Genomic DNA, 25144 nt, shown 5'->3' with positions numbered 1-25144 from the left:
CGCATTAAATTATTCGATGGAGAAGCATCATGTGAATGATCACATGATGCTTTTTTTGTAAACTCAATCTATATATTGTAAGCGAATACATAATCTACTATAATTAAAAAGACCTCGATTAACATCCTATTTTTTTTACTCCAAGGTATTTTTCCTCTAGATTGACTGGTCAAATGAAGGTTTAAACCAAATGATTAGAGGAGGATTATATGCTATCCACCAGTTGTTATCTACGTACATGGGAACGCTTTGTCAGTGAAGGGGTTCTCGATTCAAATCGTCTGAACAAGCGAATATTGGAATCCTGGTATCGATGCAAGAAAGATCAAGTCAACCCATACCTTAATAAAGGCAAACACATTTTAACGAATGATTTATTGGACATTCAAAGAGAAAAAAACTCCTTCCTTTTAGAAGTGGCATCACCCCAATTATCCAGAATGAATCAATCGATAAAAGAATCTGGAATGATGGCTTTATTGGTCGATCCGGATGGATATGTCCTTTCACTTTCCGGAAACGAGAAAATCCTCGATGAGGCAGGCAAAATAAATTTTGTGGAGGGCGTATGCTGGACGGAGGGTGAGGTCGGAACGAACGCAATTGGAACAGCTTTGAAAACGGGTGAAGCCGTAATGATCCAAGGTACCGAACACTATTCAATTGCCTCACACAAATGGAGTTGCTCTGCAATCCCCATATTAAATGAAGACGGTAAGATATTGGGAGTTTTGGATATATCATGTCCAGTAGAATATTTCCATCCCTCCATGCTGGGTATGGTAGCCAATTTGGCGTATACGATCGAACAGGAAATGGGAATGCGTTCCTATAAAAAGGAGCTGGCACTGACCCAGCACGCGATAGAAGTTGCAGAAACCTATCCAGATTTGTCTTTTATCGTCTGTAATCATAAAGAAATGATAATCTCCGCCAGTAAACAGGTTCGCAAAAAGATTCCTCAATCCATTGGTATGGCGTTGGCCGATCTGTTAAATCATGGATATCGAATCATAAAGGAAAATCCGCTTCTATCCAAAGAGGATAATAGGGTTTACGGTAAGTGTTTATTCTTATCAGAGAATCATGGTCATGAAACCAATAGGCTTTTTGCTGCTTCACTGCCTTCAGAAAGATTTGCATTCAAAGGGGAAAAAGGGATTAGTGAATCCTTTCATAACACATTACGTAAAGTGAAGCTTGTTGCACCGACAGAAGCAAATGTGTATATATCCGGTGAAACGGGTGTCGGGAAAGAGCTTATTGCGCATGCCATTCATGAAAATAGCATGCGCAAAAAAGGACCGTTCGTCACGATAAATTGCGGAGCCATACCTAAAGATTTAATGGAAAGTGAATTATTCGGGTATGTAGATGGCGCTTTTACAGGGGCTAAACGGCAAGGGCACAAAGGGAAGTTCGAGCAGGCAAATGGAGGGACCATTTTTCTCGATGAAATCGGTGAAATCCCTTCAGCGATGCAAGTCGCCTTACTGCGTGTTCTTCAGGAAAGAAAAATCGTTCCGGTCGGCGGCACAAAAAGCATATCATTGGATATTCGCATTATCACTGCAACACACCGTAATCTTGAAGCGCTTGTCAAAGAGGGGTCCTTTCGTACTGATTTATACTATCGGTTGAACGTTTACCCCATTCATGTACCTCCATTAAGGGAAAGGATTGAAGACATTCCTTATCTGGTCAACTATCTGTGTTCGAAGAATAATTGGAATATTCCGTTAACAGAAGAATTATTGATTCGTTTAAAGGATTATAATTGGCCAGGCAATATTAGAGAACTGCAGAACGTACTTCAGCGATTGACCATCTTACTTGCAGAAGGACCTCTGGATTATGGTAAAGTCTTGAATTCCATGCATTCACAACCCGTTACACGGCATGATGATTTCCCTTCATGGGAGGAACCTGGTGGTAAAAAAGGCATCAAGGGAAATGAACTGACGATCCGCGAAAAAATTCAACGGGATCTAATGATAGAGGCATTACAAAAATCAAGAGGAAATGTCACTGCTGCAGCAAAATTGATGGATATACCAAGAAGTACATTTTACAAGCGGCTCCATAAGTATGGTATATAGACATGACGTGTGTACATTATGCAAGAAGAGTAGATTTATGGAAATCGATGAAAAATGAAAGGGGTATGGCAAATGAAAACGAGAATTACTGAATTATTGGGGATTGAATATCCGATCATTTGCGGCGGGATGTTTCAAGTTGGCCGAGCACCGCTTGCAGCTGCTGTTTCGGAAGCGGGGGGACTTGGCATCATCACTTCGAAAACACAGGTGACACCAGAAGGTCTCCGTGATGAAATCCGCAAAGTGAAAACTTTGACCAAGAAACCCTTTGCTGTCAACCTGAACCTGTTTCCAAGTCAAACTGCAACCCCGAATGATCAGTTCATCGATATTTTGATTGACGAAAATGTAAAAATTGTTGAAACGAGTGGCCGAAGCCCGGAAAGTTTAATGCCCAGACTTAAAGAGCACGGCTTTACCGTGATACATAAGGTAGCGAACGTCAAAAACGCAATATCGGCAGAGAAATTAGGAGTCGATGCCATTATTATTGTAGGGAATGAAACAGGCGGACATCCAGGCATGGGGGATGTAGGAACGCTTGTTATGCTCCCTAGAGCCATTGACTCTGTTAATATACCAGTAATAGCAGGCGGGGGATTTTCGGATGGCAGGGGCCTTATCAGTGCCTTGTCACTCGGTGCTGAAGGTATAGTCATGGGGACTCGCTTTATGGCCACGCAAGAAGCACCGATTCATGATAACGTGAAGCAGTGGATGGTATCGGCCAATGAAACGGATACGGTCGTCATCCAACGGAATATAGGCAGTCCGTCGCGTGTAGCATTAAATGCAGTCAGTAAAGAAGTGGACAAACTTGAAAATGAAGGTGCCACTATAGAGGAATTGATACCGCTAATTTCGGGACAAAGAAGCAAGAAAGTATACTTTGAAGGAAATTTAGACGGAGGCATCTGGTCATGCGGTCAATCCGTAGGACTCATAAAAGAAGTATTGACCGTCAATGAACTGATAAAACAAATAGTCCAAGAAGCAAAAACCTCGTTCGAATTCATCCAAAGCCGTATCGAATCCATTCGAACATAAATAACCTATAGGAACATGCGATCAATTGTGATTTCGTGTTCCTTTTTTTATCTATTAGACATAAAGTTTCATAGGTGGTCAAGAATAGGCTTTTTCAAAAATGCATTACCGTTATTTATAACAGAAGGGTGAAGGGAAATCTGGTTTATTCGCAACTTTAACGCGAAGGGCCAATTCAAGACAGAAAAAAAGATACATATCCCATCAATTACTTGTTAACTAACTTTAAGCAACTTCTTAATAAAGACTTTCATATGTAAAAAAACAAAGAAAAAGGTAATTAACATTTCGTGATTAGTGTTTACATAACTCTTATTATTCCGCTTAATCAAACGAAGCTTTAGATCTTAAAACCATTGTAATGTCATCTGGCATTTTTAATTACTGAAACCTTTCAATCTCTTTTTATAAAATGTAAAAAGCTACTTTTACGATTTTACATATAAATGAATTGCACTCAAGATAAACAGAAACTGATTGCTGAAAGTAGGTGTGTTTCTTAACAAATTTGATTTGAAGGTTTGCCTTATAACCCTTGGCAGCTTCCTATTGATTCACTGCATGTTTGTTGCACATTTGAAAGCGGTAAATGCTTGTCATGGTACATCAATACTCAATCGCGGATTGTGCATCATTAAGGTTTAAACATTTATTAAAGGTTATTCATCCTGTAGCCTGCTATGAGTTTAATTAAGAAGGCTTATAGGAGATTATGTGGCAAAATAGCGGATCTTTCATCTATTTTAAGTAGAAAGCGGAACTTTCATGATAAAAACTTCTTGAATTGTCATTGGATAAAATTATATTTAAATAATTAATTAGAAGTGTTAACCCGTAATTTTTCTCATTTATCCATTTAATTCATATATCAGCATAATTAAATTGGTAAATCATGTAAGGTAAGCAGGATTAATTGAGATTACTACAGAATTATTAGATAACGCTTTGAATAGGTCTTTAGGAAAGGAAAGGGGGAAGTAATATGAAGAAAAAGATTAGTGGGGCACTTACCATAGCGGCTTTTTTATAGGTGAGGCAATCATTTGCAAGTAGAGATCCTTAGAGTGAAATGACTAAGGATGATAAATTCTAATTGAATAATCCAACTTATATCATAAAAATGACCGAAAACGAAATATGTTAACAATTAGCAGATAAATTAGGGTTCAAAAAAAAGGAAATGGAAAATGAATTTATTTTGTATAAATAAAAGAAAAAATTACATTTACAATTCAAAACATTGAAGGATGTGGAAGTATGCAGAAGAGCATTCTGCTAATTGAGGATGACGTAGAAATTAGTCAATTAATAGAAAGTGCCCTTTTGCAGGAGAATTTTACAGTACATGCCGCATTTGACGGGGAAAAGGCACTAGCTCTCTTTCATGATAAAGAAACTGACTTAATCCTCCTTGACTTAATGATTCCTAAATTGAATGGTATGGATTTATTGAAAAAAATAAGAGAAACGAGCATGGTTCCTGTATTAATTATTTCTGCAAAAGGAAGTGATCTCGACAAAGCTCTTGGGCTTGGATTTGGCGCCGATGATTATATAAGCAAGCCATTTTCGATGATTGAATTAACAGCTAGAGTTCATGCTGCTATTCGCAGGGCAACGCAATATCATCCATTCGAAAGCAACTCCACCCAAAATATTCTTCAATATGGAGAGCTCACCCTTGACTTAAATTCATTTTCTGCAAATGTTAGAGGGAGAACTGTTCAACTGACATCAAAGGAGTTTCATATATTAAAGTTGTTTATGACCAATCGAAGCAGAGTATTTACAAAGGAACAAATATATCACTTTATTTGGGAAGATGATTATTACGGGAATGAAAATGTCATTAACGTACATATAAGAAGACTTCGTGAAAAAATTGAAAAGGATCCATCCAACCCACATTATATTAGAACGATATGGGGGATAGGTTATAAATTAGGTGTGTAGCTCATGGTAATCTTTCTTTGTGCAATGATTATTTTTTTAGTAATCATTAACATCTTCCAGCATTTGTCTCGAAGAAAACTTAAGCAAAACCTTTATGAAATAAGTGGGAAATTAAGCAATATCATCAAACACGAAACATCCGAAAAAGTATTAATACGAACCGATCAGCAAGCCATTCAGCAATTACTCATTCAAATAAACAGGCTATTGGATTTCAACCAAAAAGTTAGTGCGGATTATGTAAAAACAAAAGATAGCTTAAGGAAATTAATATCCAATATGTCTCATGATTTAAAAACACCACTTACGGTTATTTTAGGTTATGTAGAAAAAGTGAAACTGAATGAAGTGATGACTGAAAATGAAAAGAAGGTATTAATGATAAGGCTGCATGAAAAAGTATTGAACTTGACTGGTTTACTTAATCAGTTTTTTGATCTGGTAAAAATAGAATCAGATGATTATGTGATTCCTTTAAGTAAACTATCACTTAATGAAGTTTGCAGAAAAAATGTATTGGAGTTTTATGATTTACTGCTCGCAAAAGGACTTCACGTAGAAGTTGATATCCCAGATCAGCATCTTTACATCTTAGGTAATGAGGACGCCTTAAATCGTATATTTAATAACCTTATTTCAAATTCAATTCGATATGGCAGTGATGGAGGGGTCTTCGGATTAACACTTCGAGAGGGTGATGGAGCTGTTTCTGTAGAGATTTGGGATAGAGGTAAAGGTATTTCAGAAATCCATCAAGATCGGGTGTTTGACCGGTTATATACATTAGATGATGCCAGAAATCCAAAATTTCAAGGGAGTGGGTTGGGTCTAAGTATATCAAAACGCTTAACAGAAGAAATGAAGGGTACCATCCATTTATACAGTAAACCTTATGAAAAAACGAGCTTTACTTGTATATTTAAACAAATAACATATTAAAACTTCTTTAAGAGCTGTTCTAATTGAACAGCTCTTTTTTAACTTTGAGATTGATATTTTCTCTTACCTACTGAATGTCAATCTTAATACTAATATTGTGAACACAGTGCTATGTTTATTAGGAGTGGTCAGCGTTTATCTCTCGATTAAAATGGTGGACAGAGTGGGGGATATTTAGTTTTGGCAATTCGTAACAAACTGATTGGAGACCGGTACTAATCTATTCGCTGGAATATCTATAAGTTAGTTGCTTAAGAAGTAGAATAAAGGATTGGTTTTATTGTTGAAAGTGGATTTTAAAGCTACATTTAAAACACGTAAAGGATAATACATATCAGTAATCATTGATATGTATTATCCCACATTATTTATTAATCAAGCATAGTAAGTATTGAAATAAATCTTAAATCCAAGAAATTCTTTGTGCCAATGTTTAACCCAAACTAATTGATCAAACATTTTTTACTACATAAATGTTACTGTAATTAGATAAAAAGATTATTATTGATAAATAATAGCCATGATTAAATATAAAAATTTTCATTTTGTCTCACTAAGTTAAGTATTCTTAAGATATGAGACAAAATGAGTATTAAATATATAACTTCCTATAATATATATTATGTAAACTAGAAACAAACATAATAGTACCAAGTGGTCTCAGCTTCAAGTTCCTATAAGGTTCATTATTGTCCCCTAACTTGGTTCAAGTTTACTATAATATTCAATGCTGCTTCCGATAACTATCAGGGTTCTTCCTATAAGTCGGTTAGTTCTCAAAACCGAATAATTCCCAGGGGGTCTGAATTATGAATTACGTTCAAGCTTCGGATGATTATCTCATGTACTTAGAAGTTTAGAAAAATTACTCCTTGGACACTTTAATTAGTTACGCATTCGATTTAAAACTCTACGGTGAGTTTTAAACTGCTAACAACCGATCATTGGACTTAGATGAACTCACATCGTCCAGTGTCCGTCGTTTGTGCAAGATCAGGTCATCAATCATAGTATTAAGTCAAGAACATTACAACGCCGCATTTCGTGCTTAAAATCATTTAGTAAATATTGTTTAAAAGAAAATTACATGAAGTCTGACTTCACATCAGGTATTCAAGCACCTAAAGCCGCTAAGAATTTACCTAAATATATGACCTTACAGGAGCTTCACAAATTATTTGCCTATTTAGAACAAGATCCGCGACCGCAAAGAATTAGAAATGAACTAATGTTTAAACTACTCGCAACAACAGGAATGAGACATCAAGAATTAGTGGATTTAACATGGGAGCAAGTTAATTTAGAAAATAAAACGATTTTAGTTCGAGGAAAAGGGAGAAAAGAACGCCTCCTCCCCCTTCATCCCATTGTCTTACCGTTATTTCAAGATTTTCAAGAAACCCTTTTGGAGCAGCAAAAACATTACAGTGAACCGATCTTTTATAATCAAAAAAACAAGCCTTTAAATCTTCGTGGATTGCACAAAAATAAAGGTATATCAGTTGTTCATCATTATGAATTTGATTAATGACACCACCAGTCATTTTCCCATAAATAACTTCTACCATTGTATAAAAAGGATCACCAATTGTATCAGGTGAAGGCATATCAAATGACGAAGTCTCTTTTGGAATATCTGGTAGCTTACCTTCTTTTTCTAAATCAGTCAGATGATTTACAATCTCTGACATTATTAATAAATCTATACTAGATAAATCATAATAATCCTTATCTCCCCCAAATACTTCAGTTAAGTTGGCATTTTCCTTTACACAATCAATATGTACAGGATGCAAATTTACTTCTGATCTACCTTTTTTGAACCGACTAGCGCTCCTAAAACGATCACTAATCGTTTTATCGCATATTGCACAAATAACAATCTGATTCGTAAGTATGTTCTCCATTTGTGTTTCTGCTAAAAAAATCTGTTTCCTACATTCCTCTTTTATTGCCCTCTTTTTTTTAGGTAACGGAATAAAAATATTCATTTATTTTCTTCCTTCCACAAGTTTTCTTAGTTTTTTTGCACAATGATTATGGACCATTTCGATATTTGCATTCTTTTTTGGTCCATTTGGAATGAAAGCAACAAATTTCTCATGCCCCTGCTTAAATACTTTTTTACACATTGGACATTTAATGGTTCCACCAACATTATTAATTTCCTCAAATCGAATCATTGCTGCTTGATTTAGCATTTCTTTATTTCCCGTTCCAGCCTTTTTGTATTTAAGTAAGACTTTTAGTTCGCCGTTAACTTCTTCAACGTCCATCATATTCAGATGTGAATCTAGGTCGCCTTTAAAGCTGATGAGATCTTTTTCTACATCCAAAAAAGCTAGTGCACTTATTTCTAAATCTCCCTAATCAGAAGTATCAACTGGTCCGTTCAATCGTTCGTCGATACACATCGTGTGGGCGGCAAAAAAGTCAAGGTTTTTATGGAGATTAGATCCATTAGGAACAACAACCCCTAGTTTGAATTCTCTTCCTATAATTAACCGACACTTCCTGCAACGGATATTTTCATGGTCTATCTTATCCTTAAAGTATCGCTCTGCTTTTGCTTAGACATAAAAAAATTCTTTTAAATTAATACCTATGTTGGCTAATAAAGAGCTTGCCAGTAAAAGAAATAGGTATGTGTTTTAGGATAAACACCAATGGAGTAGATTAAATTTTTGTTTAATAATAGTTCTTACAAAATATTAGTTTTTAGAATATATCATGATATATTTGATATGCATATATATAACAAGAGGGATGGATTATGAAAATCACCTACAAGGAAATACATAGCAAATTATCAGAACGACTAAACCATATAGTAACCGCACCGAAATACAAAATTAGAGATTTAACAGAAGGGAAAATCAAAAGTATTTTTGGGGAGGACTCCACCCCAATTGAGGGAGTATTTCTTATATCCAATCACACCGAAAATAAAGCCGTATATGTGGGGCGTTCAAGGAACATGGCATCCCGCATAGGTGTTGATTTAAGAGCCACCACCAAACAGCAAGCAAATCTTTCATATAAGTTAACGATATTAGATGAGTATCCCGAACTAAATACAATTCCAGAAGCAAGAGAATTTATATACAATCATTTTTCTGTGCAAATGATTAAAGTAAATAATGAAAATGAACGTGCGGTTCTGCAAATATATGCTGCTATGGAACTGGGCACCATTGAAGAATTTAACAGTTTTAAAGAATCATAAAACATGTTATTTTCATGGAAAACCTGATTAAAGTAAAAACATGAAATGATCGAATGTATATTATTAACGAATTTTAATGGGTGAAGCACACAAAAATAATTTCGTTCTAAATAATTGTAACAATTTCGGATGCCGCCCATTAGGTAGCCGCTACTATATAAAGTCATTAATGAAAAAATTCGCGCTAATTCTTTGGTCCTAAAAAGAAGACAACCTCTCCATCTCCTAAGGTTATTCGTTGATCTTAGAAACAAAATAGCCCCCTTTAATCAGGGGGCTATTTTTCATAAGTGCATAGTGTCATTTAACTTAATAAATAGTTATTACCGTTTTATTTCTATTCTTACCTCATGTCCTTCTTCATTAAATAAATGAACAAGATTAGAACCATCAATTAATGTTATAGGTTTATCTTTTACAAATTCATAACTATCTTTCCCATAATGACTCGTAGTTACAAGGATTCCTTTTACTGCTCCTTCATTTATCATGGTTCCATACAAATCTCTAACAGCCGAAACAGAAACGACTTTGTTATATCGTTTGGCTTGGATTACGAATTTGCCACCTCTTATTGGATCAGGATCAAATGCAATGGCATCCACACCACCATCACGACTAGCTTGGGTGACTTTTACTTCTCCACCATGTTTGGCAAATATTTTTTCGAAAAGTCCTCTTACTAAATGTTCAAAATCATCCCAAGCCATGTCGGCAAGATTTGGAATGGAGTTAGCTTCAGCTAATATATCTTTTGACTCTACAAACCTTGAATCTTCACGATTAATTTTCAATATAGGTTTGACAGGTGCAAGATTTTTTAGCGCTCCAGATGAAAGTCCTTTTAGATTCCTAAAACACTCCTTTGGGTTGACCCTTTCTAAATTAATGGTTTCAAACTCTTCTTTAGTGGTCTGTACACTTAAAATACACGAATTAAAATCTTGACCAGTAGCCAAATCAATACCTTGTACCCACCCATTAAAAACTACCGTTTGTACCTTTTCATTATAGACAGATTCAAACAATTCATGAATAGTTCTAAGTGTTAATTGATAAATTATATCTTCATAAAATTCCTCAAAATCTTTTTTCTTCATTTCTTTAGATACGATTTCTTTTCTTGTTTGAATAAACTTATAATCGATTACGTTGGGTATAGTTGATGGATGTGGGAGAACATAATCAATTATACCTATCTCTGACTCAGGGTTATATTGGACATTGAATTCTTTTGTAATAGCATCTGGATAACTGGAGTTTTCTAATACTAATCTAATATAATCTTCTACTGCTTGACTGTCCCCTTCCTCAAATTTTTGTTTGAATTCCTTTATCGTTATATTGTAATCTTCTTTTGCTACATCGAATTCTTCTTTTTCTTTATTATAAATGACAAGTGCATCTTCATACTCACTATCAGCTTTTTGAACGGCTTCCTCATATTGAACCTTTGCTTGCTCCTCTAATTCAAGTCTTTTCATTTTCATTTTAGGGAATATTCTTTCCCAGAACGTTGGCATAGGAATTTTTAATCTTAACTTAAAGTCTTGAATATCATACCTCTTCTTAGTCACATCAAATGAGCTAAAGTTTTCGTTATCATATAATTTGTCCCAATCAACTTGATCATTTACTTGTAAGGTATAATTTAAAATATTTTTATAACTATTTATCTCCTTTAAAGCATTTTCGCTATCGTATTCTGCCTGTTGTTTCATGTCTTGTATTAATTCTTTCTGACGTTCTCTTTGTTCTCTCTTATTCCAGATTTCCAATTGATTTTGAGCTTTCATAGTAACCTCTGCTGGGGTTTGACCTTTTATTATCTTAGAAAGACCTAAATATGAATTATTTATTGTTGTCTCATAGTTATATGCCACGTTTATCCTCCATTAAAATCGTATAGAAATATTCAATTATAGGCTGATTATACGATATTTTTAAATATTATTACACAATAATCCAAAATCATGGAAAATAAAAATCGATTCCACCCAGTTACAACCACCTTAAAATAATTCTCATATCCAAATAATGTATAGATGCATTTCCGTAACTATTTGAAAAGTTGGCAAATTAGAAATGAAATTATTATATACACCTGAAAATGGATATATTACAATATATTCTTTCGCGTAAGTACTATTTCCGCTAGAACTATACTGCCCCTTTAGTTGCATAGGAAAAGGTTGCCTCTGCAAACTCTCTTATTAAGCACCTTAGAGTTATTAAAATCCTTCACAAACTTGAATTATAAACATGTCCCTTGTTGAAAAATTGTTAAAAATTAATATTCTTAAATTTTTAGAACATGATCCACTACCCCAAAGAATTAGAAATGAATTATCGTGTAAATTCTTGTAACTTTAGAAATGAGACGCCAAAAATTAGTGAGTTATATGGGAGCAAGTTAATTGTTAGAAAAGAACGGCAGAATTAATCTGCCGTTTTCAAGTATTTTATATTTTTCTGCGTTTGTTTTTAAAAAAAATATAAACCGTTTGTTATTTTTATGACGTGCTAAGAGCAGTTTCCGAAAAACCCCTCATATTCCTCATCAGTTAAATAGTCATTATCGTAAGATTTACGGTAATTTTCATCAATAAGAGAATTTAGTTCTTCTCGTTCTTTTACTTTTAATTCTTCTGTTTTGCTCTTTTCATACAGTTCCCATTCATGTTCAATGGCATTATATGCTATTGCATATTGGATCCTCTTTACGATAAATCGATCTTCTTTTAGGACTTTTATCAGGACTTCTTTTTCTACTTTTGAAATTTCTGGACAGCTATTTGATTCAGGTTCATCCACAATTAAATATTTAATTAAAGCGGAATACAAGTTTTCTAATTCCTCTTCACCTAAATCATGAGTTGTAAATGATTCTGGATGCTCATAATATTCTTTTTCCAACTCTAGTTGTTCTAATTGCCATACTAAATTATTATAAATATGTTTCAATGCTAAGTAATTTATATATTCATTTTTTTCAAAATCATAATAAGCTTCAGCACCAGTCATATTCATAACTAATTCAGGAAGAAACCGTTTTGACGCTTCAGATAAATATTTATAGGTATCTTTCTCTTCAATTAATAGATTTGCTGTCGTATTTATCGAATACGGTTCATATACATTCGGCGCTTCTTCATTCTCTTTGGTTAATAGAGAATGGGAATCAGCACATGTTCTTCCGCTTGATTCATTAACCAGTCTACTGATGCAATAGCCATTTCGGTATTATAAATACTTGACTTTAATAAAGATTCGTAGTCCTCTTTCGCTTCTCCATTTGATATGAAAACAGTAAAATGATAGCCTAGGAATGCTCCTAAAAAAGTTCCAGTTAAAGTATGCAACCATTGAGACTTTAAACATGAAAACTTGTTAAAAAACAATTTAATTTTATTCCATATATTTTTCCGATTATCTTCTGTATTAGTATCTATTTCTTTATCTTTAAAATTCAACGAAATTTCTCCTAACTCTTAAACTGAATATATAATAACTTATTTTATGAAAATGCATTTCACTATTTTGCAGCTTCATTTCCGTTTCAATATAGGAAGCGTTTAAAGTACACTTGAAAGGTCATTTTTGTCTGCTGTTATTTTTTCATTTCATTTAATTTCGAAAGAATAGTGCTATTTAACAATTAGAGCTTAGCAACATAGAATTCTCTACCTAAATCAACGATTATTCTTTTATAATAAATATTTCATTTCAAATATTCCCTGTTGAATATACCTAATGAAATTTAATTATTTTTAATTATTTTTGGATATTTTCAGCAATTTCAATGATGGTAAAGTTTTTTCATATTATCTTATTAAAATTGGTCCAATTATATGTGGATATTATTTCTCTCCTCTTTGAATTTTTTATGCATATATTACCATATATTTTTATAGCTAATTATGAAATTCCTGTTTCCTGTACTTACAAAAAGAAAAAAATCATTTATAAATCTAATTGTTAATTCACTCTAAAAAGAACAAAGTAGCTCTTATTAAAGTTGCTTCTTTGTTCATAAGTTCCCTCGTTAAGAATAAGGTATGTACTGAGGAATACTTATAAAATTATTTCACTAACTTATACTTAAGCAGTACCTAGCTAATAAAATAATAAACAGGACTATAATAATTCCGATAAGTGTATATTTAGTGAAACTATTCTTTATCCTTTATATTTTTTACTCCTTTTTCTAAATACTTCTTCTGAACCTTCCATTATATCAAGATGCGACATAAACTTAATTTTTATAAGGAGTGGTATATGTCACCAAAAGATTTTCTTAATATTATTCTTGATTCTTTTTCATTCGGGTACCATAGCGTATTCGGAGCGGTGACGTAAGAATCTAAACTGCTTAACAAGTTAGATACAAAAAAATTAAAAGAATCGTCTTTGGTTTTGTATATACCAAATTCACAGTTTACCCTCGTATCTTCATTCCAGTGCAAGCCATACAGTTTTTGATTTATGCACAAAGCTCCTAAGGCATACGTCCTTAAAAATTCTTCAGTAAGGAAATTGTCTTTGCATCTATAATAATTTTCTATTCTATCAAATACATTTCTTCCCATTTTGCTAATATTCTGTTCCTTAATACGATCATCGTCTCTATTATAATCATAGGCAAAAATTGCGGTATGAACTTCCGATGAACTCTTATTTATTATTTGTTGAGCAGAAAATAAATTATCAAGAGCTGTTATTAAAGTATCGCTCTTAAGATCTGTCTTCACTTCGATAACAGCTTTAACATATGTATTAGGGATTATGACAAAATCAGTAGAATGAAATAGGATTGGAGAAGAATTCTGATAAACCAAAATATCTATTTGTTTACTACATTCTCCTTTTTCATTAACTATAAATCCGCTAGCTACTTCGAATTCAGATGGTATGAATTTCTTTAAAATCCCTTTTAGAACTGCTTCTTTATGTGATCCATCAGATCCCCAATGCTTTGATCCTATTATATTTCTAATTCTGTCTTTTACTACATCCAATTCTTTTGCAAAACTTTTATAGTAACTCGGTAAGTCTTGACTATATCTCATACAATTTCCCTTCTTCCTTATCAAATTTTTAGATTTTTTTACAAAACTCACATAGTTCTATGTTTGAACAAAATTTGGATAAGGAGTTTTATAAGAATCAATTCGTGATGGAAAGGTAAATGTAGACAGCAAGCAAAATGAGAAGAACATTACCTGTTCTCCTCCAACATTGTTGAACACCTACCCCTTTCCATCCTCTTTATTAAAATGAATTCTCCACTCCAAGTAGCGCTCCTGGTTAAATATATAGTTGTTCTTTTACATTAACTTTTTTTGTTTGGTAACCATATTTTGAAAATTTATATCTTATGTATAATGAGATTTGATTTTCATGAGTTGATACTATAATTTGTTGATTACCAAAGTCATTTCTTAACAATTCTACAAGAGAGACCATGTTCATCTCATCCAAGGTCTGTATTGGATCATCAATAAGAATCGTATTAAGACCGCTATTGTTATAGACTTTATTTAACGCTAATGTAAAAGCTAAAACAGTAGCAGATAACTGTCCTGAACTAAATGTATGAACTATATCGTGATCCGTTTTTTGAGGTGGTACAAAGCGTATTGCCTTAATCTGAGTATTATCCGCACTTCCTTCATCTTCCCGAATAAAAATACCTATTCCTCTTTGATAATTTTGGATTATTTTACCTGAATATATAAAGAAAGGAATTTCTATTTCTTTAATCATCTTCGCACGATAACTTTCAATATTTACTTTATATATGCTTAGTGCATTTGAGACTGAAGTGTATACGTTCTCTATTATTTCATATTTAGATTTAAGATTTATGTATTTTTGAAATTGGATGTTTGATTGCATGAAGTATAAATAATTAATGTATTCCTTTTTCAATACAAAGTTAGTAATATCTACTTCCGATATTATCTTTTCGTCTTTATTAAACACATTGTCGTAAATATCCTTTAACTCTGTATATTTTTCATAATCAAAGTCACCTGTCTCCTGTAATGCTTCTCGTAGCTTTTCTATAACTTGTTCTGTTCTTGAAGCTAAATCCTGAAAATTTTGCAGATCTTTATAGACATATTCTTCAATGTTGATATTTAAATCATCAAAAAAACCTTTTACTTTTGAAGGATCAACTTTCTTTTCGAAATATTGGCTTAAAATAGAGTATATTTCATCACTAATTAAACCACTTAAGTAATGTTTAATATCATCTATTAATTTATTAAAGATTTTATTATAAAGTTCTTCAATTTGTAACGCTACCTCTTTTGATGATTGGTCTTGATGTGTTTTATATAGATTAGTTTGACTTGTAATTTGATTTATTAAATCGTTATAACTCTCCCACTCCGTACCACAAAGTGGACATTTTTCACTATTAGTGCCGCCGCCATTCACGATTTTTTCGAATTGTTTTGTTAATTTTTCTCTAGTGTTAAGTAGATTCGCTATCATACCAGATAATTGGGTTGAATTTTGATTCAAATTTTTAATAATAGTTAACTTATCTTTTATATTTTCTAAAGTAATTGGTAAAGTGAAGTGTTCATAAATTGTTTCCCAATTAATATTAGTATTTAACACATCTTTTCCCTCTAACATAACCAGGATGCGATTCAGCTTTTGCTTGATGTTATGTTCGATTTTTAACCCTTCTACTTTTTCTTGAAAGTGAAAAAGAATTAATACATCTTCTATTCTACTCTGACTATGGATTAATTTATTAATTTGTTCATTTTTATATGCAGCTTTAAAAGAGTCGAGATGCTTTAGCAAATACTCAAAGTTATCAATCCTATTAAAATATAGAGATTTTTGATCAAGGTCTAAGGGTTTAACCTCTTTATGATCCCAAATTTCTTTTTTACTCGCTTTTGAAGGGAGTAACTGAACATATTCCACTTTTGTTTCTTTTTCATTTACCACATTTAAGTCTAAACTTTTTTCCATGCTTTGGATTCGTTTTAAGAGTATGTTCTTATTTGAAGATAACCTATTCTTTACTTTCGACAGTTTTTCTCTTTCTGCTTCTTCCCTTTCAATATTAAATAGTTTGCTTATTGCTGACATACGTTCATTTTCTGACTTTTTAAAAAGGTGCGTAGATTCTTCTTGTTCTACGTAATGATATAGGCCATATGTATTTTTAAAGTCTTCAATTTCGTAAAGTTTATTTAAGGAAGTTGATTCATTTTCAGATGTTAACTCTTCCTCCATCTTACTCAGAAAATGCAACGTAGAGGGAAACTCCCCTGGCTTTTTCTTGCTTCTTGATAAAGGTCTATGATCAATTTTTCTACCGATAATGTATTCTTGGTTCTTTTCATCGATAAGTTTTAGCTTAACAATTATTGGTATGTCTTGGTCTTTTGCAAATAAATAATCCTCATACCCCTTTTTACCATCTGCAATTTTAATATCTACAATTCTTCTTATACTTCCTGTTAAGGCCAGCTCAAAAGCATCAAAAATAGATGTTTTACCAAAACCATTTGGTCCATCGAGAACCGTTAAATCTTTTTCTTTAAAACTAAGTAGAGTTTTTTCTATGGATTTAAAATTTTCAATATAAAGTTCACTGATTTTATAGTTCATCCAATTCAACCCCCAATACCGATAATATGTCATTCCAATTTGGGTCATTGTTTTCCATGTTTAATATTCTTTCTACTATTTCTTTATCGTCATTTGAAATCTCATCTTTGATATCTTGTGCTATATTAGGAAGTTCTTCCTTGTTGACTTTGATTTTTAAGAATGGCAATTTAATATAAATTTTTGAAACCAAATCATAGATTTTTGCTTCATCTGTTCCATTTACTTTTTCTAAATCCTTAAATAATGTAAACCATTTCTTATTTGAAATTATCTTTTCTAATTGCTTTACTACTTGGTCTTCCTCATTTAGAATAACCTCTTGAGAACGGAATTCTTCATCTAGAAGCATCTTTAACAGTGAATGTTGTTGAGTAGTAAAAGGCAGAAGATACTTCTTAAAGCGAAAAGGGTTTTCTTCAAAGTCATAAACCTTTTTGTTGAATTCATCTGTATATTCGATTTTGTTTCTTTTGGTCAAAAGTAACATGGACAAGTTTTTATCTACCCCTGGATATTCTTGCGTCTGAAGAATTTGCTCTAAATGATTTTTCATAATACCATCTAACTCTTCTAAGTACATGTACTCCTCGTTAACGGCTAATACTAAGAAAAAATCAAATTTTCGATTTGCTAACCTTTTAGCGAAAAAACCAGTATAATGTTCATTTTTTATTTCGCTTAAATTATTTTCTATTGTAAAATTTGATTCTAAAAATATTTGTTTTATTAATTCTATCATCTTAATAACTCCTCACTTATGCTATCAACCTGAACAAAACGAATTGTTTTCTGATTAGTAATGGTTTGTTTTAAATCTTCCTCTGTAATAACTTCAGCCTCGACATCGGAATGAACCATTGTTATATTTCCTGTAAATTCTTTATCATGGATACCACTATTAATATATGCGTCCATTTCAAAGAGCATCTTAAACATGTCGTCATCCTGACTTAGATTTTCGTAAATATCTTCTCCGATTACTTCAAAAGCATATGGAGCATTATCATTTATAGTAGAAAGAACGTAGCATGTCCCTCTATCTTGTATTACATAAGCAGAATCTGCTTGTATGGGATCCTTAAGTATTCTACTTAATTGTATGACACCATGTAAAAAGCTATCGCATACTCCACTAGGTTGCATAATCTTTCTAAATTCTTCTATACTTAGGCTTCCTTTGTTTTGTAGCACTAAATGTGGTGTCAATTTACGACACAATAGAAAAAATTCATTAGGTTGGAATAGTTTTAAATGATGTAAATGTTTTGACCAGACATCTCTTGTATCCATATCATCATCTGATATTTTATAATACCTACAATATTGATGAAAATCTTCTGAAATCATGTGTAGTAGTAAACCTGAAACGGTATTGTTTGTTAAAATAAATACATTTTGATCTTCAAGAATGTTTATAAACCTCTCAAAATCTATAATAATCTTATTTTCTTTTAACTCTTTTAAATGATCTTTATGAATCATATTCTCAATCATATTTATAAAATTCGAGTAAATATAGTTCTTATTTTCTATGGTTGAATTTTTCATTCTAAGTTTTTCATCATGACACTTAGAATAAAAGGTTTCTATTTCAGATATAATATAATCTTTAATTTTTTTTAACTCTATTACACGTTCAATCGGCACTATGCCGTCTTTACAAGAGATCTTTAATTTGTTATATAAGCCATTAAATTTCTCATCTTGAAAAACCAACTTTTTGTAGGTCGCAAGTTGTGATTTTTTACCCTCTACATTGAACCCCGTTAGGTTGTCAAATAAGTTTTCCTTTGTGAATTTTTTTATTTCAACCGCAGTATGTAAACTAGCCTCTTGTACTGTTTCGTAAATTCCTAGTTTACCCAGTAGATTTAAATTGGCTTCATTATATGAACCAATGGTGTTTGTAGTTGGTTTAGCTTTAACTTGATGTAGAGAAAAATGTTGATTATCTTTTAAAATTGCAAAGTCCTCTAAGTACTCTATTTCTAATTTATACCTTTTTATTTCATTCAAATCGGGATAATATTGATTGATATACTTTAGTACAGTGTAAATAGCTACTTTCCCTTGATATAAAAACCCGCTCCAAGTAGAAGATGCTTTATCAATGTCTTTAGAGTCAGTAACCGTTTCAATTAGTGGTTCAACAACATCCATAGTTAATAATAATCTCCTTTATTGTAATAATAAGGATAATGAGGTTTATCTTCCTAATATATGATAACAAATTATAACACTATTGGTGTTAATTTCTTTATCACTATAATTTATATTATTACTTTATAGAGAATATGATGCAGTATTAGATGTAGATATGAATCGGTTAGGAGAGATCAAGTAATTATTGAAAGTACATTCCATGTTTACGATACATTAATTATAACCACCTCCAAAATGTGATGAATCTGATGCACTTTTAACAGATGCTCAAGTATTAATGGGACGATTTGAATATAATCAAATTAAAAAGAGACTCAGAAGAGGTAAAATAATTGGAGTAGGTCTTTGAAATTGGACAAATGTTCCAGATCCATACAGCCATTTTACATATATTTCTTGTGGGACTCTATTCGAATAGCTTCCTTTAAATAGGTGATCCTACATTTTCTTATCAAATCTACTTTACTCCTTAGATTCAAAAGTTAAAGATTTATGTTCGAATGTTTAAAGAAACAACTTTAATTTAACGGTATCTTTTTCATTATTGTCGCTGCCTTAATATTGAATTGAACTTGAACTTAATTAAAGCTCTTTGATACCTGTGCATTCCGATATATTAATCATTGATGAACAATCATTTATATGCTAATCTTCGATTAGAAGAATAGGATGTATGATTCTTCCAGGTTCCTATAATAAATAAAATTGGAAACCTATAACTATAAGAGTCTTTCTCAATAAGTGATGGTTCGAATACATAATTATGTAAACTTCCCGATAAGTCAGCGTTTCAGGACTTTGAATATATATTATGTAAACTAGATAAATTGTAAACTAACACCAACACCTGTTTATTTAGTCGCACTCATTGATTGGATAAAGTATAGTTATCCTGTGTGACTTTCCAGCCAGCTTTTGATTGTTCTCTCTGTTTTTTAAAATAATCCTCATTTTATTTCAAACCTAGCAAAAAAGTCGATTTCCTCCTCTACGTAAAGTACGTAAAGGAACCGACTTTTTTTGTGGATTTGTTCAGCTAAGGCACTCATTAGTTCAATTAGTTGCTACCTTGGAACGCCTCATTTATGGTTTTTTAAAATATTGCACGTGTTCAGAGACCCACTGGGCGAAGGTTCGTGCGGGCTGGCCAGTAATCTCTTCGACAGTTGGAATCACCGTATAAGCCGATTTAGGCGGATTAAGGTGCCAACGAATTACGTACTCAATAGCATCCTCCTGAACCCCCATCTTCCTCATCTGCTCACGTTCTTCTTCTTCAGAACTCTCAACAAATTGAATGTCACGTCCGATGATCTCACGAATAATCCGAACTCTATCTTGAACGGACAAACTCTCAGGCCCTGTTAATGTATATACTTTACCTGCATGACCGTCCTCAGTCAGTGCAACTGCTGCGACTCTTCCAATATCCGCTTCATGAACAGGGGCAATTCGTGATCCCCAAAACAGGTCTCGAACTACCCCCTCAGAGCGTATGGAGTTTGCCCATTTCCGCGCATTTGCCATAAACTCAAAGGCTTGAAGTTGGGTCCACTCCAGATCGCTTTCTTCAACTGCCCTCTCGAAAGGACCCTTCTCGCCGTTCCATAAAACAGTAACTCTGCGTACTCCAGCCTTCACAGCAAGTTCTACGATTTCCGGTCCCGTTTCCAACGGGGTATATTCTGCGCCTGTTGTAATCAAATGCATGCCGCTTACGCCAACCAACGTAGAAACTAGCGTACTCGGATCACTTAAATCTCCCGCGACAACTTCCACATCAGCAGGAAGATTGGCTTGACCTGGATTACGTGTCAATGCTCGTACCTTTTGCCCCCTTCGAATCAGTTGGTCCACGACGTGTCGCCCTACTGTCCCCGTTGCGCCTGTCACTAATATGGTCATCCGTTTTCCTCCTCCTCTACGGGTACCCACTTATCCCGGTTTTTCTTCATTAGGTTGATTTGCTTTTTAAACGGACTTGCGCCTCATCCCATGCCTTTTTTTGTCGTATCACTTCATTCAGCTTGGTTTCATATATTTGCAGCAATGCTTCACAATACTCGTCCTTTTGTCTTACCCTTAATCTTCAGGGCAATGCAGAATAATCTTTAATCTGGTCGGTTGTTAGACCTAAATTAAGATATAGTTGGATTGTATTAATAGCTTCGATAATCGAATCATCGAACTCGCTATAATTATTGTCTAGACGAAAAGCAGTTATCAACCCTTTTTTCTCATAATGCCGTAAGGATCGATAACTAAACCGGTCATTTTAGCTATTTGACTTATTTTCAAAGCTCCACCTCCCTTCCTTAAAATTATTAATTTCATCATAAAATATGACACTAGTTAGCCTGCGTATCTGGTAAACCAGATGAATTGTTCATCGGAAAAGATTGTGATATTTAAGTCACTTCTTGTGCATAACTGCCCCGTTAGCCATCCATGAAGTGCAAAAATCGGCGATTCACCACAAAGAATGAAAATGGTAAAGAAACTTATTTTCATGGTAGTTCTTTAAGGTATTGAGTTGTTGGTTGGAATTTCTTTATACGCTTTGCTTCTTATTCAAAAAAGCTATCATTTAAGGGCAGCTAAAAACGAACCATTATTTATCTTGTTAGTGGAATCTTAATATCATTACCAACTTCAAGAATGCAGTCTTGACGGGTTTTGACAGGAGCAAAAACCATGTTATATTCATCATCGTCACCTGATACCTCACCCTTATTAAAGATAGGATCAACTTTTTCACCAGCTGATTTTAGAAATACACCAGACTTTTTATTGTCAATGAAATACCCGTATTTTTTATTTACTTTCCTTGCATTAAGCAATTTATGCTCTAACTTGCTCATCTTTCTATACTGGGATCCACTCTCAGCAGTTTGGAGTTTTGTATCAGATCCAGTAACAACAACTCTTGTTTCTAGTGGCGATTCCATTTTAAAACACATCAATTTAGGCACACGTATGCAGTTAAAATGCTTAATAATGGTACAGACATCTTAACTGTTAAAGAGCTTTTAGCTCATGCCTCTCCTGAAATGACAATGAGATATGCAAAATTGTTAGACGGGACAAAACGAAAGGCGTTTGAAAACGCAGTTAAAAACGGTGTGTTCAGCTTCGACAGTTTATGTAGAGAACGATGCTCTCCCTCCCTGCTTGTTCAATTAACGGGCCATATTCTGGAGTAAAAAAAGGCAATTAGGTGGTTCAACTCGAAATGTATGTTATTCCATTAAAAGGCAGTTTAATTGAAGAGTGGATTCAACTTTTTGTTCAGCAATCGTGCCATTTAATTGAATAAGAGGTTGAATAAATGCTTCGGAAGGTAACAACTTTTATTTGTAATCAACAGCTTTAAGGACGGAAGTTATGCCGGGGTACTGATAAAAAAGTACATGTTGTTCGAAATGAAAGGGAAAAGACACCTTTGCCAGAGTCTTTTTTCCATTGAGATCAAAGGGTGTTCGTGTCGTCCCCATTCGTATTATTCATACATTCGATATGCTTAAATCCCCACCCGCACATTTCCGTCAAAACTGAACTTAACGTTCTTCCGTGATCGGACAAAAAATATTCAACTTTGGGCGGGATTTCTTGATACACTCGGCGTATGATGAGTCCGTCCCGTTCCAACTCACGAAGCTGATTGGTAAGCATTCCTTGTGTGACATTCGGAAGTAGACGTCTCAATTCCCCGAATCGCTTTGTGCCTTGATGCAGTAAAATAAACAAAATGAGTGGCTTCCATTTTCCTCCGATCACCTGCAGAGTGACCAATATCCCCTGTGTCTTATTAGAATCGCGAATTTCCTCTCCCATCTTACCATCTCCCGATCACATGATCTTTATCTTGTTAGCTGTAATTTTATCAAATTATCCAGAATGAAAATAGTACGATGATTTATCATACTTAGTACGGTTTACCGTACTACTTACCGACATCAGGCGACGTCTATGGTACGTTTCACAGGACTTAGTCTGAAAAAAAAGCGTACTTTGCAAAAATAAAATTCTGCACAATAATGGGGTAGTAGATCACGATGCTACGAAAAATCGTATCAAAGGAACGAAAGGAATGGATAATATGAAAACACTGGCACTCGTTGTACATCCGAACATTGAATCCTCTCGAGTAAATAAAAAGTGGAAAGAAGTACTTTTAAGTGTACCGGATTTAACCGTTCATGATCTCTATGAAAAATATCGTAATCAACCCATCGATGTGAAATTTGAACACCAACTACTCCTCTCCCATGATCGCATTGTTTTTCAGTTTCCCTTGTACTGGTACAGCAGTCCCGCACTTTTAAAACAGTGGTTTGATGAAGTTTTTACTTTTGGTTGGGCTCATGGCCCTGGTGGAACTAAATTGAGAGGAAAGGAATGGGTGTTGGCTATTTCCATCGGTTCACCTGAACATTCTTTTCAAGCCGGTGGATATAATTTATTTTCAGTAAGCGAACTGACAAAGCCATTCCAAGCATCTGCTAGTTATGTAGGCATGACCTATCTTCCTCCCTTTGTAGAATATCGTTCAAATAGAATAAGTGACCAAGAAATCACCCAAAGTGCAATTCGGTATGTACAGCATATTACAAATGTAGAATTAAACCCGAAGATTCGCCTTCGTAACTATATAAAACAACTAGAGGAAGAAAATATTCGAGTCGACAGATGAGGCAGTTCGAGGCAAATTAATATACATTTTTGGAATTATCATGTTCAGCAATCGGGCGCGTTTGTTGAACAAGAAGTAAGAGGTTTATACATATTAGTTATGACTAATATGTATAAACCTCTATTTTTTATGACTTTTTTACTTTAGGTCTTGATAATTTTATTAATGGCAAAGGAGGAAGTGGAATCCACTAAAAAAGAAGTGGCAGCTGCTAAAGAGGAAATAGAAACGATTAAATCAGAAAGAGAAGCGGAAAAAGCTGAAAAAAAGGCTTCTTTGCTCGACTTTTCGGAAAGTGAACAAAGAGCCTAGAAAAAATAAAAAAGGGGGTATGACCAACCCTGGTTAGTTTGTCATACCCTTATTATAATTGTTGATTAAAGATATTTACTGAATGGAAACTTTTATAAACTAGACTATTTCCTATTTGTTTTATAACACCTGCATCACGAAGTTCTTCATCAATACGGGATAAATTTTAAAAGTAAAGATAGCAAAAATATAACAACGGTTTCACCTATTGAAGCGTTATTAATTGCTGAATTTCCTAAATATTTTTCGTTCGTGTGTTGTTTTTTAGTAAGTTTAAATCCATAAACGATAAATATGACTCCAAATAAAACAATTATGGATATTCCAATATACAGCCAGACCATATTCTCACCTCTAGCTAAATCTTGTTTTATACCAAAATTATATCATTTTCTTGTGGAACTAAACTGCCGTTAGTTTTATAAAGACCGCCTTAAAGACAGCTCCGATCTTCTGCTAAAGCACCAGTTAGTTCAACAACCAAAATTATAAAAAGTAAAGCGTTTAGCATATATTAAGAGGTAATTTTAATGAATAAGGGAAGACAGCCATTCAACTAGATAACCAATATACCAAGTAAAAAATATACTAAATGTCATAAATAGATTCCCTGCAATCCCAAACAAAGAAAATTTATTATTGTATTTTGAACCTATCCCAGCCAAGATGATACCAATTGGATTCATAATAAAAGTCCAAGCCCAAATAGGAAACCCTTGGTCAAGACCTATATTTTGACTAGGAACCAAAAAGAATATAAACCAGAATAGAATTCCTAATAAAACACAAACCAGTGATAAAATACTCCAATAAGATTTCCTTAATGGCAAAACTTCTTTTTTTTCATTCATACATTATCCTCGTTCCTATATTCAATATATAATTACGTTCCGATAATCATCCTAACAGAAATACTGCCCTACGTATGTAAGGAAAATATGCCCATGCATTTCTTTATGCAACTAACCTCCCTCAATTAACTAAACACAATCTCACGATTGCTCTAGAATTCACCGGATTTCATAGTCATATCATTAACCATTATCATTGTAAGCTCGGCAT

21 protein-coding genes and 1 pseudogene are annotated in these 25144 nt (G+C 33.5%); 9 read left to right on the top strand and 13 right to left on the bottom strand.

Translation table 11 applies throughout. The features are described 5' to 3' along the window. The first annotated feature begins 209 nt into the window (after positions 1-209). The 5 genes from ACIQYG_RS20425 to ACIQYG_RS20405 all read left to right on the top strand — a co-directional run bounded on the left by ACIQYG_RS20425 (position 210) and on the right by ACIQYG_RS20405 (position 7569). Positions 210-2099, top strand: a complete 1890-nt coding sequence (locus tag ACIQYG_RS20425) for a sigma-54-dependent Fis family transcriptional regulator (RefSeq protein ID WP_402841696.1) — start codon at positions 210-212, stop codon at positions 2097-2099. A 72-nt stretch (positions 2100-2171) separates the two neighbouring features. Continuing rightward, the gene (locus tag ACIQYG_RS20420) at positions 2172-3149 is read left to right on the top strand and encodes an NAD(P)H-dependent flavin oxidoreductase (RefSeq protein WP_402841693.1); all 978 of its coding nucleotides are present in this window, start codon (positions 2172-2174) and stop codon (positions 3147-3149) included. A gap of 1257 nt (positions 3150-4406) precedes the next feature. Beyond that, positions 4407-5102 (top strand): response regulator transcription factor, encoded by a 696-nt coding sequence (locus ACIQYG_RS20415; RefSeq protein WP_402841690.1) that lies wholly within the window; start codon positions 4407-4409, stop codon positions 5100-5102. 3 nt (positions 5103-5105) lie between these two features. Next, a complete protein-coding gene (locus ACIQYG_RS20410; RefSeq protein ID WP_402841687.1) occupies positions 5106-6041 on the top strand; it encodes a sensor histidine kinase in 936 nt (311 codons plus the stop codon). 1087 nt (positions 6042-7128) lie between these two features. Further along, positions 7129-7569, top strand: coding sequence for a tyrosine-type recombinase/integrase (locus ACIQYG_RS20405; protein WP_402841982.1), 441 nt, complete (start codon positions 7129-7131; stop codon positions 7567-7569). A 463-nt stretch (positions 7570-8032) separates the two neighbouring features. Here ACIQYG_RS20405 and ACIQYG_RS20400 read toward each other — a convergent pair whose 3' ends face one another. Beyond that, positions 8033-8377 carry a hypothetical protein gene (locus ACIQYG_RS20400; RefSeq protein WP_402841684.1) on the bottom strand — a complete coding sequence of 115 codons (345 nt, stop codon included), beginning with the start codon at positions 8375-8377 and terminating at the stop codon, positions 8033-8035. A gap of 437 nt (positions 8378-8814) precedes the next feature. Between ACIQYG_RS20400 and ACIQYG_RS20395 the strand changes: the two genes are divergently transcribed. Then, complete coding sequence (locus ACIQYG_RS20395; protein WP_402841681.1) at positions 8815-9267, top strand: hypothetical protein; 453 nt, start codon at positions 8815-8817, stop codon at positions 9265-9267. A gap of 323 nt (positions 9268-9590) precedes the next feature. Here the strand turns inward: ACIQYG_RS20395 and ACIQYG_RS20390 are convergent, their stop codons facing one another. The 10 genes from ACIQYG_RS20390 to ACIQYG_RS20345 all read right to left on the bottom strand — a co-directional run bounded on the left by ACIQYG_RS20390 (position 9591) and on the right by ACIQYG_RS20345 (position 22025). Continuing rightward, on the bottom strand, positions 9591-11150 hold the full coding sequence (locus tag ACIQYG_RS20390) for a restriction endonuclease (RefSeq protein ID WP_402841678.1): 1560 nt from the start codon (positions 11148-11150) through the stop codon (positions 9591-9593). A gap of 640 nt (positions 11151-11790) precedes the next feature. Then, entirely contained in the window at positions 11791-12291 is a 501-nt protein-coding gene (locus tag ACIQYG_RS20385) for a hypothetical protein (RefSeq protein ID WP_402841675.1), read from the bottom strand. A 140-nt stretch (positions 12292-12431) separates the two neighbouring features. After that, positions 12432-12740, bottom strand: a complete 309-nt coding sequence (locus tag ACIQYG_RS20380) for a hypothetical protein (protein WP_402841672.1) — start codon at positions 12738-12740, stop codon at positions 12432-12434. Between the two features lie 789 nt (positions 12741-13529). Further along, on the bottom strand, positions 13530-14336 hold the full coding sequence (locus ACIQYG_RS20375; RefSeq protein ID WP_402841670.1) for a DUF6602 domain-containing protein: 807 nt from the start codon (positions 14334-14336) through the stop codon (positions 13530-13532). Positions 14337-14574: 238 nt separating this feature from the next. Next, positions 14575-16911, bottom strand: coding sequence for an AAA family ATPase (locus ACIQYG_RS20370; RefSeq protein ID WP_402841667.1), 2337 nt, complete (start codon positions 16909-16911; stop codon positions 14575-14577). Then, positions 16901-17653 carry an ABC-three component system middle component 1 gene (locus ACIQYG_RS20365; protein WP_402841665.1) on the bottom strand — a complete coding sequence of 251 codons (753 nt, stop codon included), beginning with the start codon at positions 17651-17653 and terminating at the stop codon, positions 16901-16903. Before ACIQYG_RS20365 ends, ACIQYG_RS20370 begins: the two co-directional genes overlap by 11 nt. Beyond that, entirely contained in the window at positions 17650-19074 is a 1425-nt protein-coding gene (locus ACIQYG_RS20360) for an ABC-three component system protein (RefSeq protein ID WP_402841663.1), read from the bottom strand. Before ACIQYG_RS20360 ends, ACIQYG_RS20365 begins: the two co-directional genes overlap by 4 nt. Before the next feature lie 1086 nt (positions 19075-20160). Then, positions 20161-20982 carry an NmrA family NAD(P)-binding protein gene (locus tag ACIQYG_RS20355; protein ID WP_402841979.1) on the bottom strand — a complete coding sequence of 274 codons (822 nt, stop codon included), beginning with the start codon at positions 20980-20982 and terminating at the stop codon, positions 20161-20163. A 184-nt stretch (positions 20983-21166) separates the two neighbouring features. Continuing rightward, positions 21167-21304, bottom strand: a complete 138-nt coding sequence (locus tag ACIQYG_RS20350; protein ID WP_402841660.1) for a hypothetical protein — start codon at positions 21302-21304, stop codon at positions 21167-21169. Between the two features lie 388 nt (positions 21305-21692). Then, the gene (locus ACIQYG_RS20345; protein ID WP_402841657.1) at positions 21693-22025 is read right to left on the bottom strand and encodes a hypothetical protein; all 333 of its coding nucleotides are present in this window, start codon (positions 22023-22025) and stop codon (positions 21693-21695) included. Between ACIQYG_RS20345 and ACIQYG_RS20340 the strand changes: the two are divergent. After that, positions 22020-22214 (top strand): annotated as a pseudogene (locus ACIQYG_RS20340) (tyrosine-type recombinase/integrase); the annotation flags it as partial. The gene ACIQYG_RS20345 and the pseudogene ACIQYG_RS20340 sit on opposite strands and share 6 nt — an antisense overlap. 331 nt (positions 22215-22545) lie before the next feature. On the opposite strand, the gene ACIQYG_RS20335 reads toward ACIQYG_RS20340, so the two are convergent. After that, positions 22546-22911: a winged helix-turn-helix transcriptional regulator gene (locus ACIQYG_RS20335; RefSeq protein ID WP_402841655.1), complete on the bottom strand. Its 366-nt coding sequence runs from the start codon at positions 22909-22911 to the stop codon at positions 22546-22548. 256 nt (positions 22912-23167) lie between these two features. Here ACIQYG_RS20335 and ACIQYG_RS20330 point away from each other — a divergent pair, with 256 nt between their 5' ends. Beyond that, positions 23168-23770: an NAD(P)H-dependent oxidoreductase gene (locus ACIQYG_RS20330; protein ID WP_402841652.1), complete on the top strand. Its 603-nt coding sequence runs from the start codon at positions 23168-23170 to the stop codon at positions 23768-23770. Positions 23771-23950: 180 nt separating this feature from the next. Continuing rightward, positions 23951-24082 carry a hypothetical protein gene (locus tag ACIQYG_RS20325; protein ID WP_402841649.1) on the top strand — a complete coding sequence of 44 codons (132 nt, stop codon included), beginning with the start codon at positions 23951-23953 and terminating at the stop codon, positions 24080-24082. A 527-nt stretch (positions 24083-24609) separates the two neighbouring features. Here ACIQYG_RS20325 and ACIQYG_RS20320 read toward each other — a convergent pair. Next, entirely contained in the window at positions 24610-24933 is a 324-nt protein-coding gene (locus tag ACIQYG_RS20320; protein WP_402841646.1) for a hypothetical protein, read from the bottom strand. Positions 24934-25144: the final 211 nt, after the last annotated feature.

This window comes from Peribacillus sp. NPDC096622 (genome assembly GCF_044762665.1).
In the GTDB taxonomy this organism is placed as follows: Bacteria; Bacillota; Bacilli; order Bacillales; family DSM-1321; genus Peribacillus; species Peribacillus frigoritolerans_B.
Note: the sequence above shows the minus strand (reverse complement) of the source record. Positions and strands in the feature narration are given on the sequence as shown.

Bases quoted from the DNA above. Each gene is read 5' to 3' on its own strand.
- ACIQYG_RS20425 (WP_402841696.1), top strand. From the start codon at position 210: ATGCTATCCACCAGTTGTTATCTACGTACATGGGAACGCTTTGTCAGT.
- ACIQYG_RS20420 (WP_402841693.1), top strand. From the start codon at position 2,172: ATGAAAACGAGAATTACTGAATTATTGGGGATTGAATATCCGATCATT.
- ACIQYG_RS20415 (WP_402841690.1), top strand. From the start codon at position 4,407: ATGCAGAAGAGCATTCTGCTAATTGAGGATGACGTAGAAATTAGTCAA.
- ACIQYG_RS20410 (WP_402841687.1), top strand. From the start codon at position 5,106: ATGGTAATCTTTCTTTGTGCAATGATTATTTTTTTAGTAATCATTAAC.
- ACIQYG_RS20405 (WP_402841982.1), top strand. From the start codon at position 7,129: ATGAAGTCTGACTTCACATCAGGTATTCAAGCACCTAAAGCCGCTAAG.
- ACIQYG_RS20395 (WP_402841681.1), top strand. From the start codon at position 8,815: ATGAAAATCACCTACAAGGAAATACATAGCAAATTATCAGAACGACTA.
- ACIQYG_RS20385 (WP_402841675.1), bottom strand. From the start codon at position 12,291: ATGACTGGTGCTGAAGCTTATTATGATTTTGAAAAAAATGAATATATA.
- ACIQYG_RS20375 (WP_402841670.1), bottom strand. From the start codon at position 14,336: ATGAGATATAGTCAAGACTTACCGAGTTACTATAAAAGTTTTGCAAAA.
- ACIQYG_RS20370 (WP_402841667.1), bottom strand. From the start codon at position 16,911: ATGAACTATAAAATCAGTGAACTTTATATTGAAAATTTTAAATCCATA.
- ACIQYG_RS20365 (WP_402841665.1), bottom strand. From the start codon at position 17,653: ATGATAGAATTAATAAAACAAATATTTTTAGAATCAAATTTTACAATA.
- ACIQYG_RS20360 (WP_402841663.1), bottom strand. From the start codon at position 19,074: ATGGATGTTGTTGAACCACTAATTGAAACGGTTACTGACTCTAAAGAC.
- ACIQYG_RS20355 (WP_402841979.1), bottom strand. From the start codon at position 20,982: ATGACCATATTAGTGACAGGCGCAACGGGGACAGTAGGGCGACACGTC.
- ACIQYG_RS20345 (WP_402841657.1), bottom strand. From the start codon at position 22,025: ATGGAATCGCCACTAGAAACAAGAGTTGTTGTTACTGGATCTGATACA.
- ACIQYG_RS20335 (WP_402841655.1), bottom strand. From the start codon at position 22,911: ATGGGAGAGGAAATTCGCGATTCTAATAAGACACAGGGGATATTGGTC.
- ACIQYG_RS20330 (WP_402841652.1), top strand. From the start codon at position 23,168: ATGGATAATATGAAAACACTGGCACTCGTTGTACATCCGAACATTGAA.
- ACIQYG_RS20320 (WP_402841646.1), bottom strand. From the start codon at position 24,933: ATGAATGAAAAAAAAGAAGTTTTGCCATTAAGGAAATCTTATTGGAGT.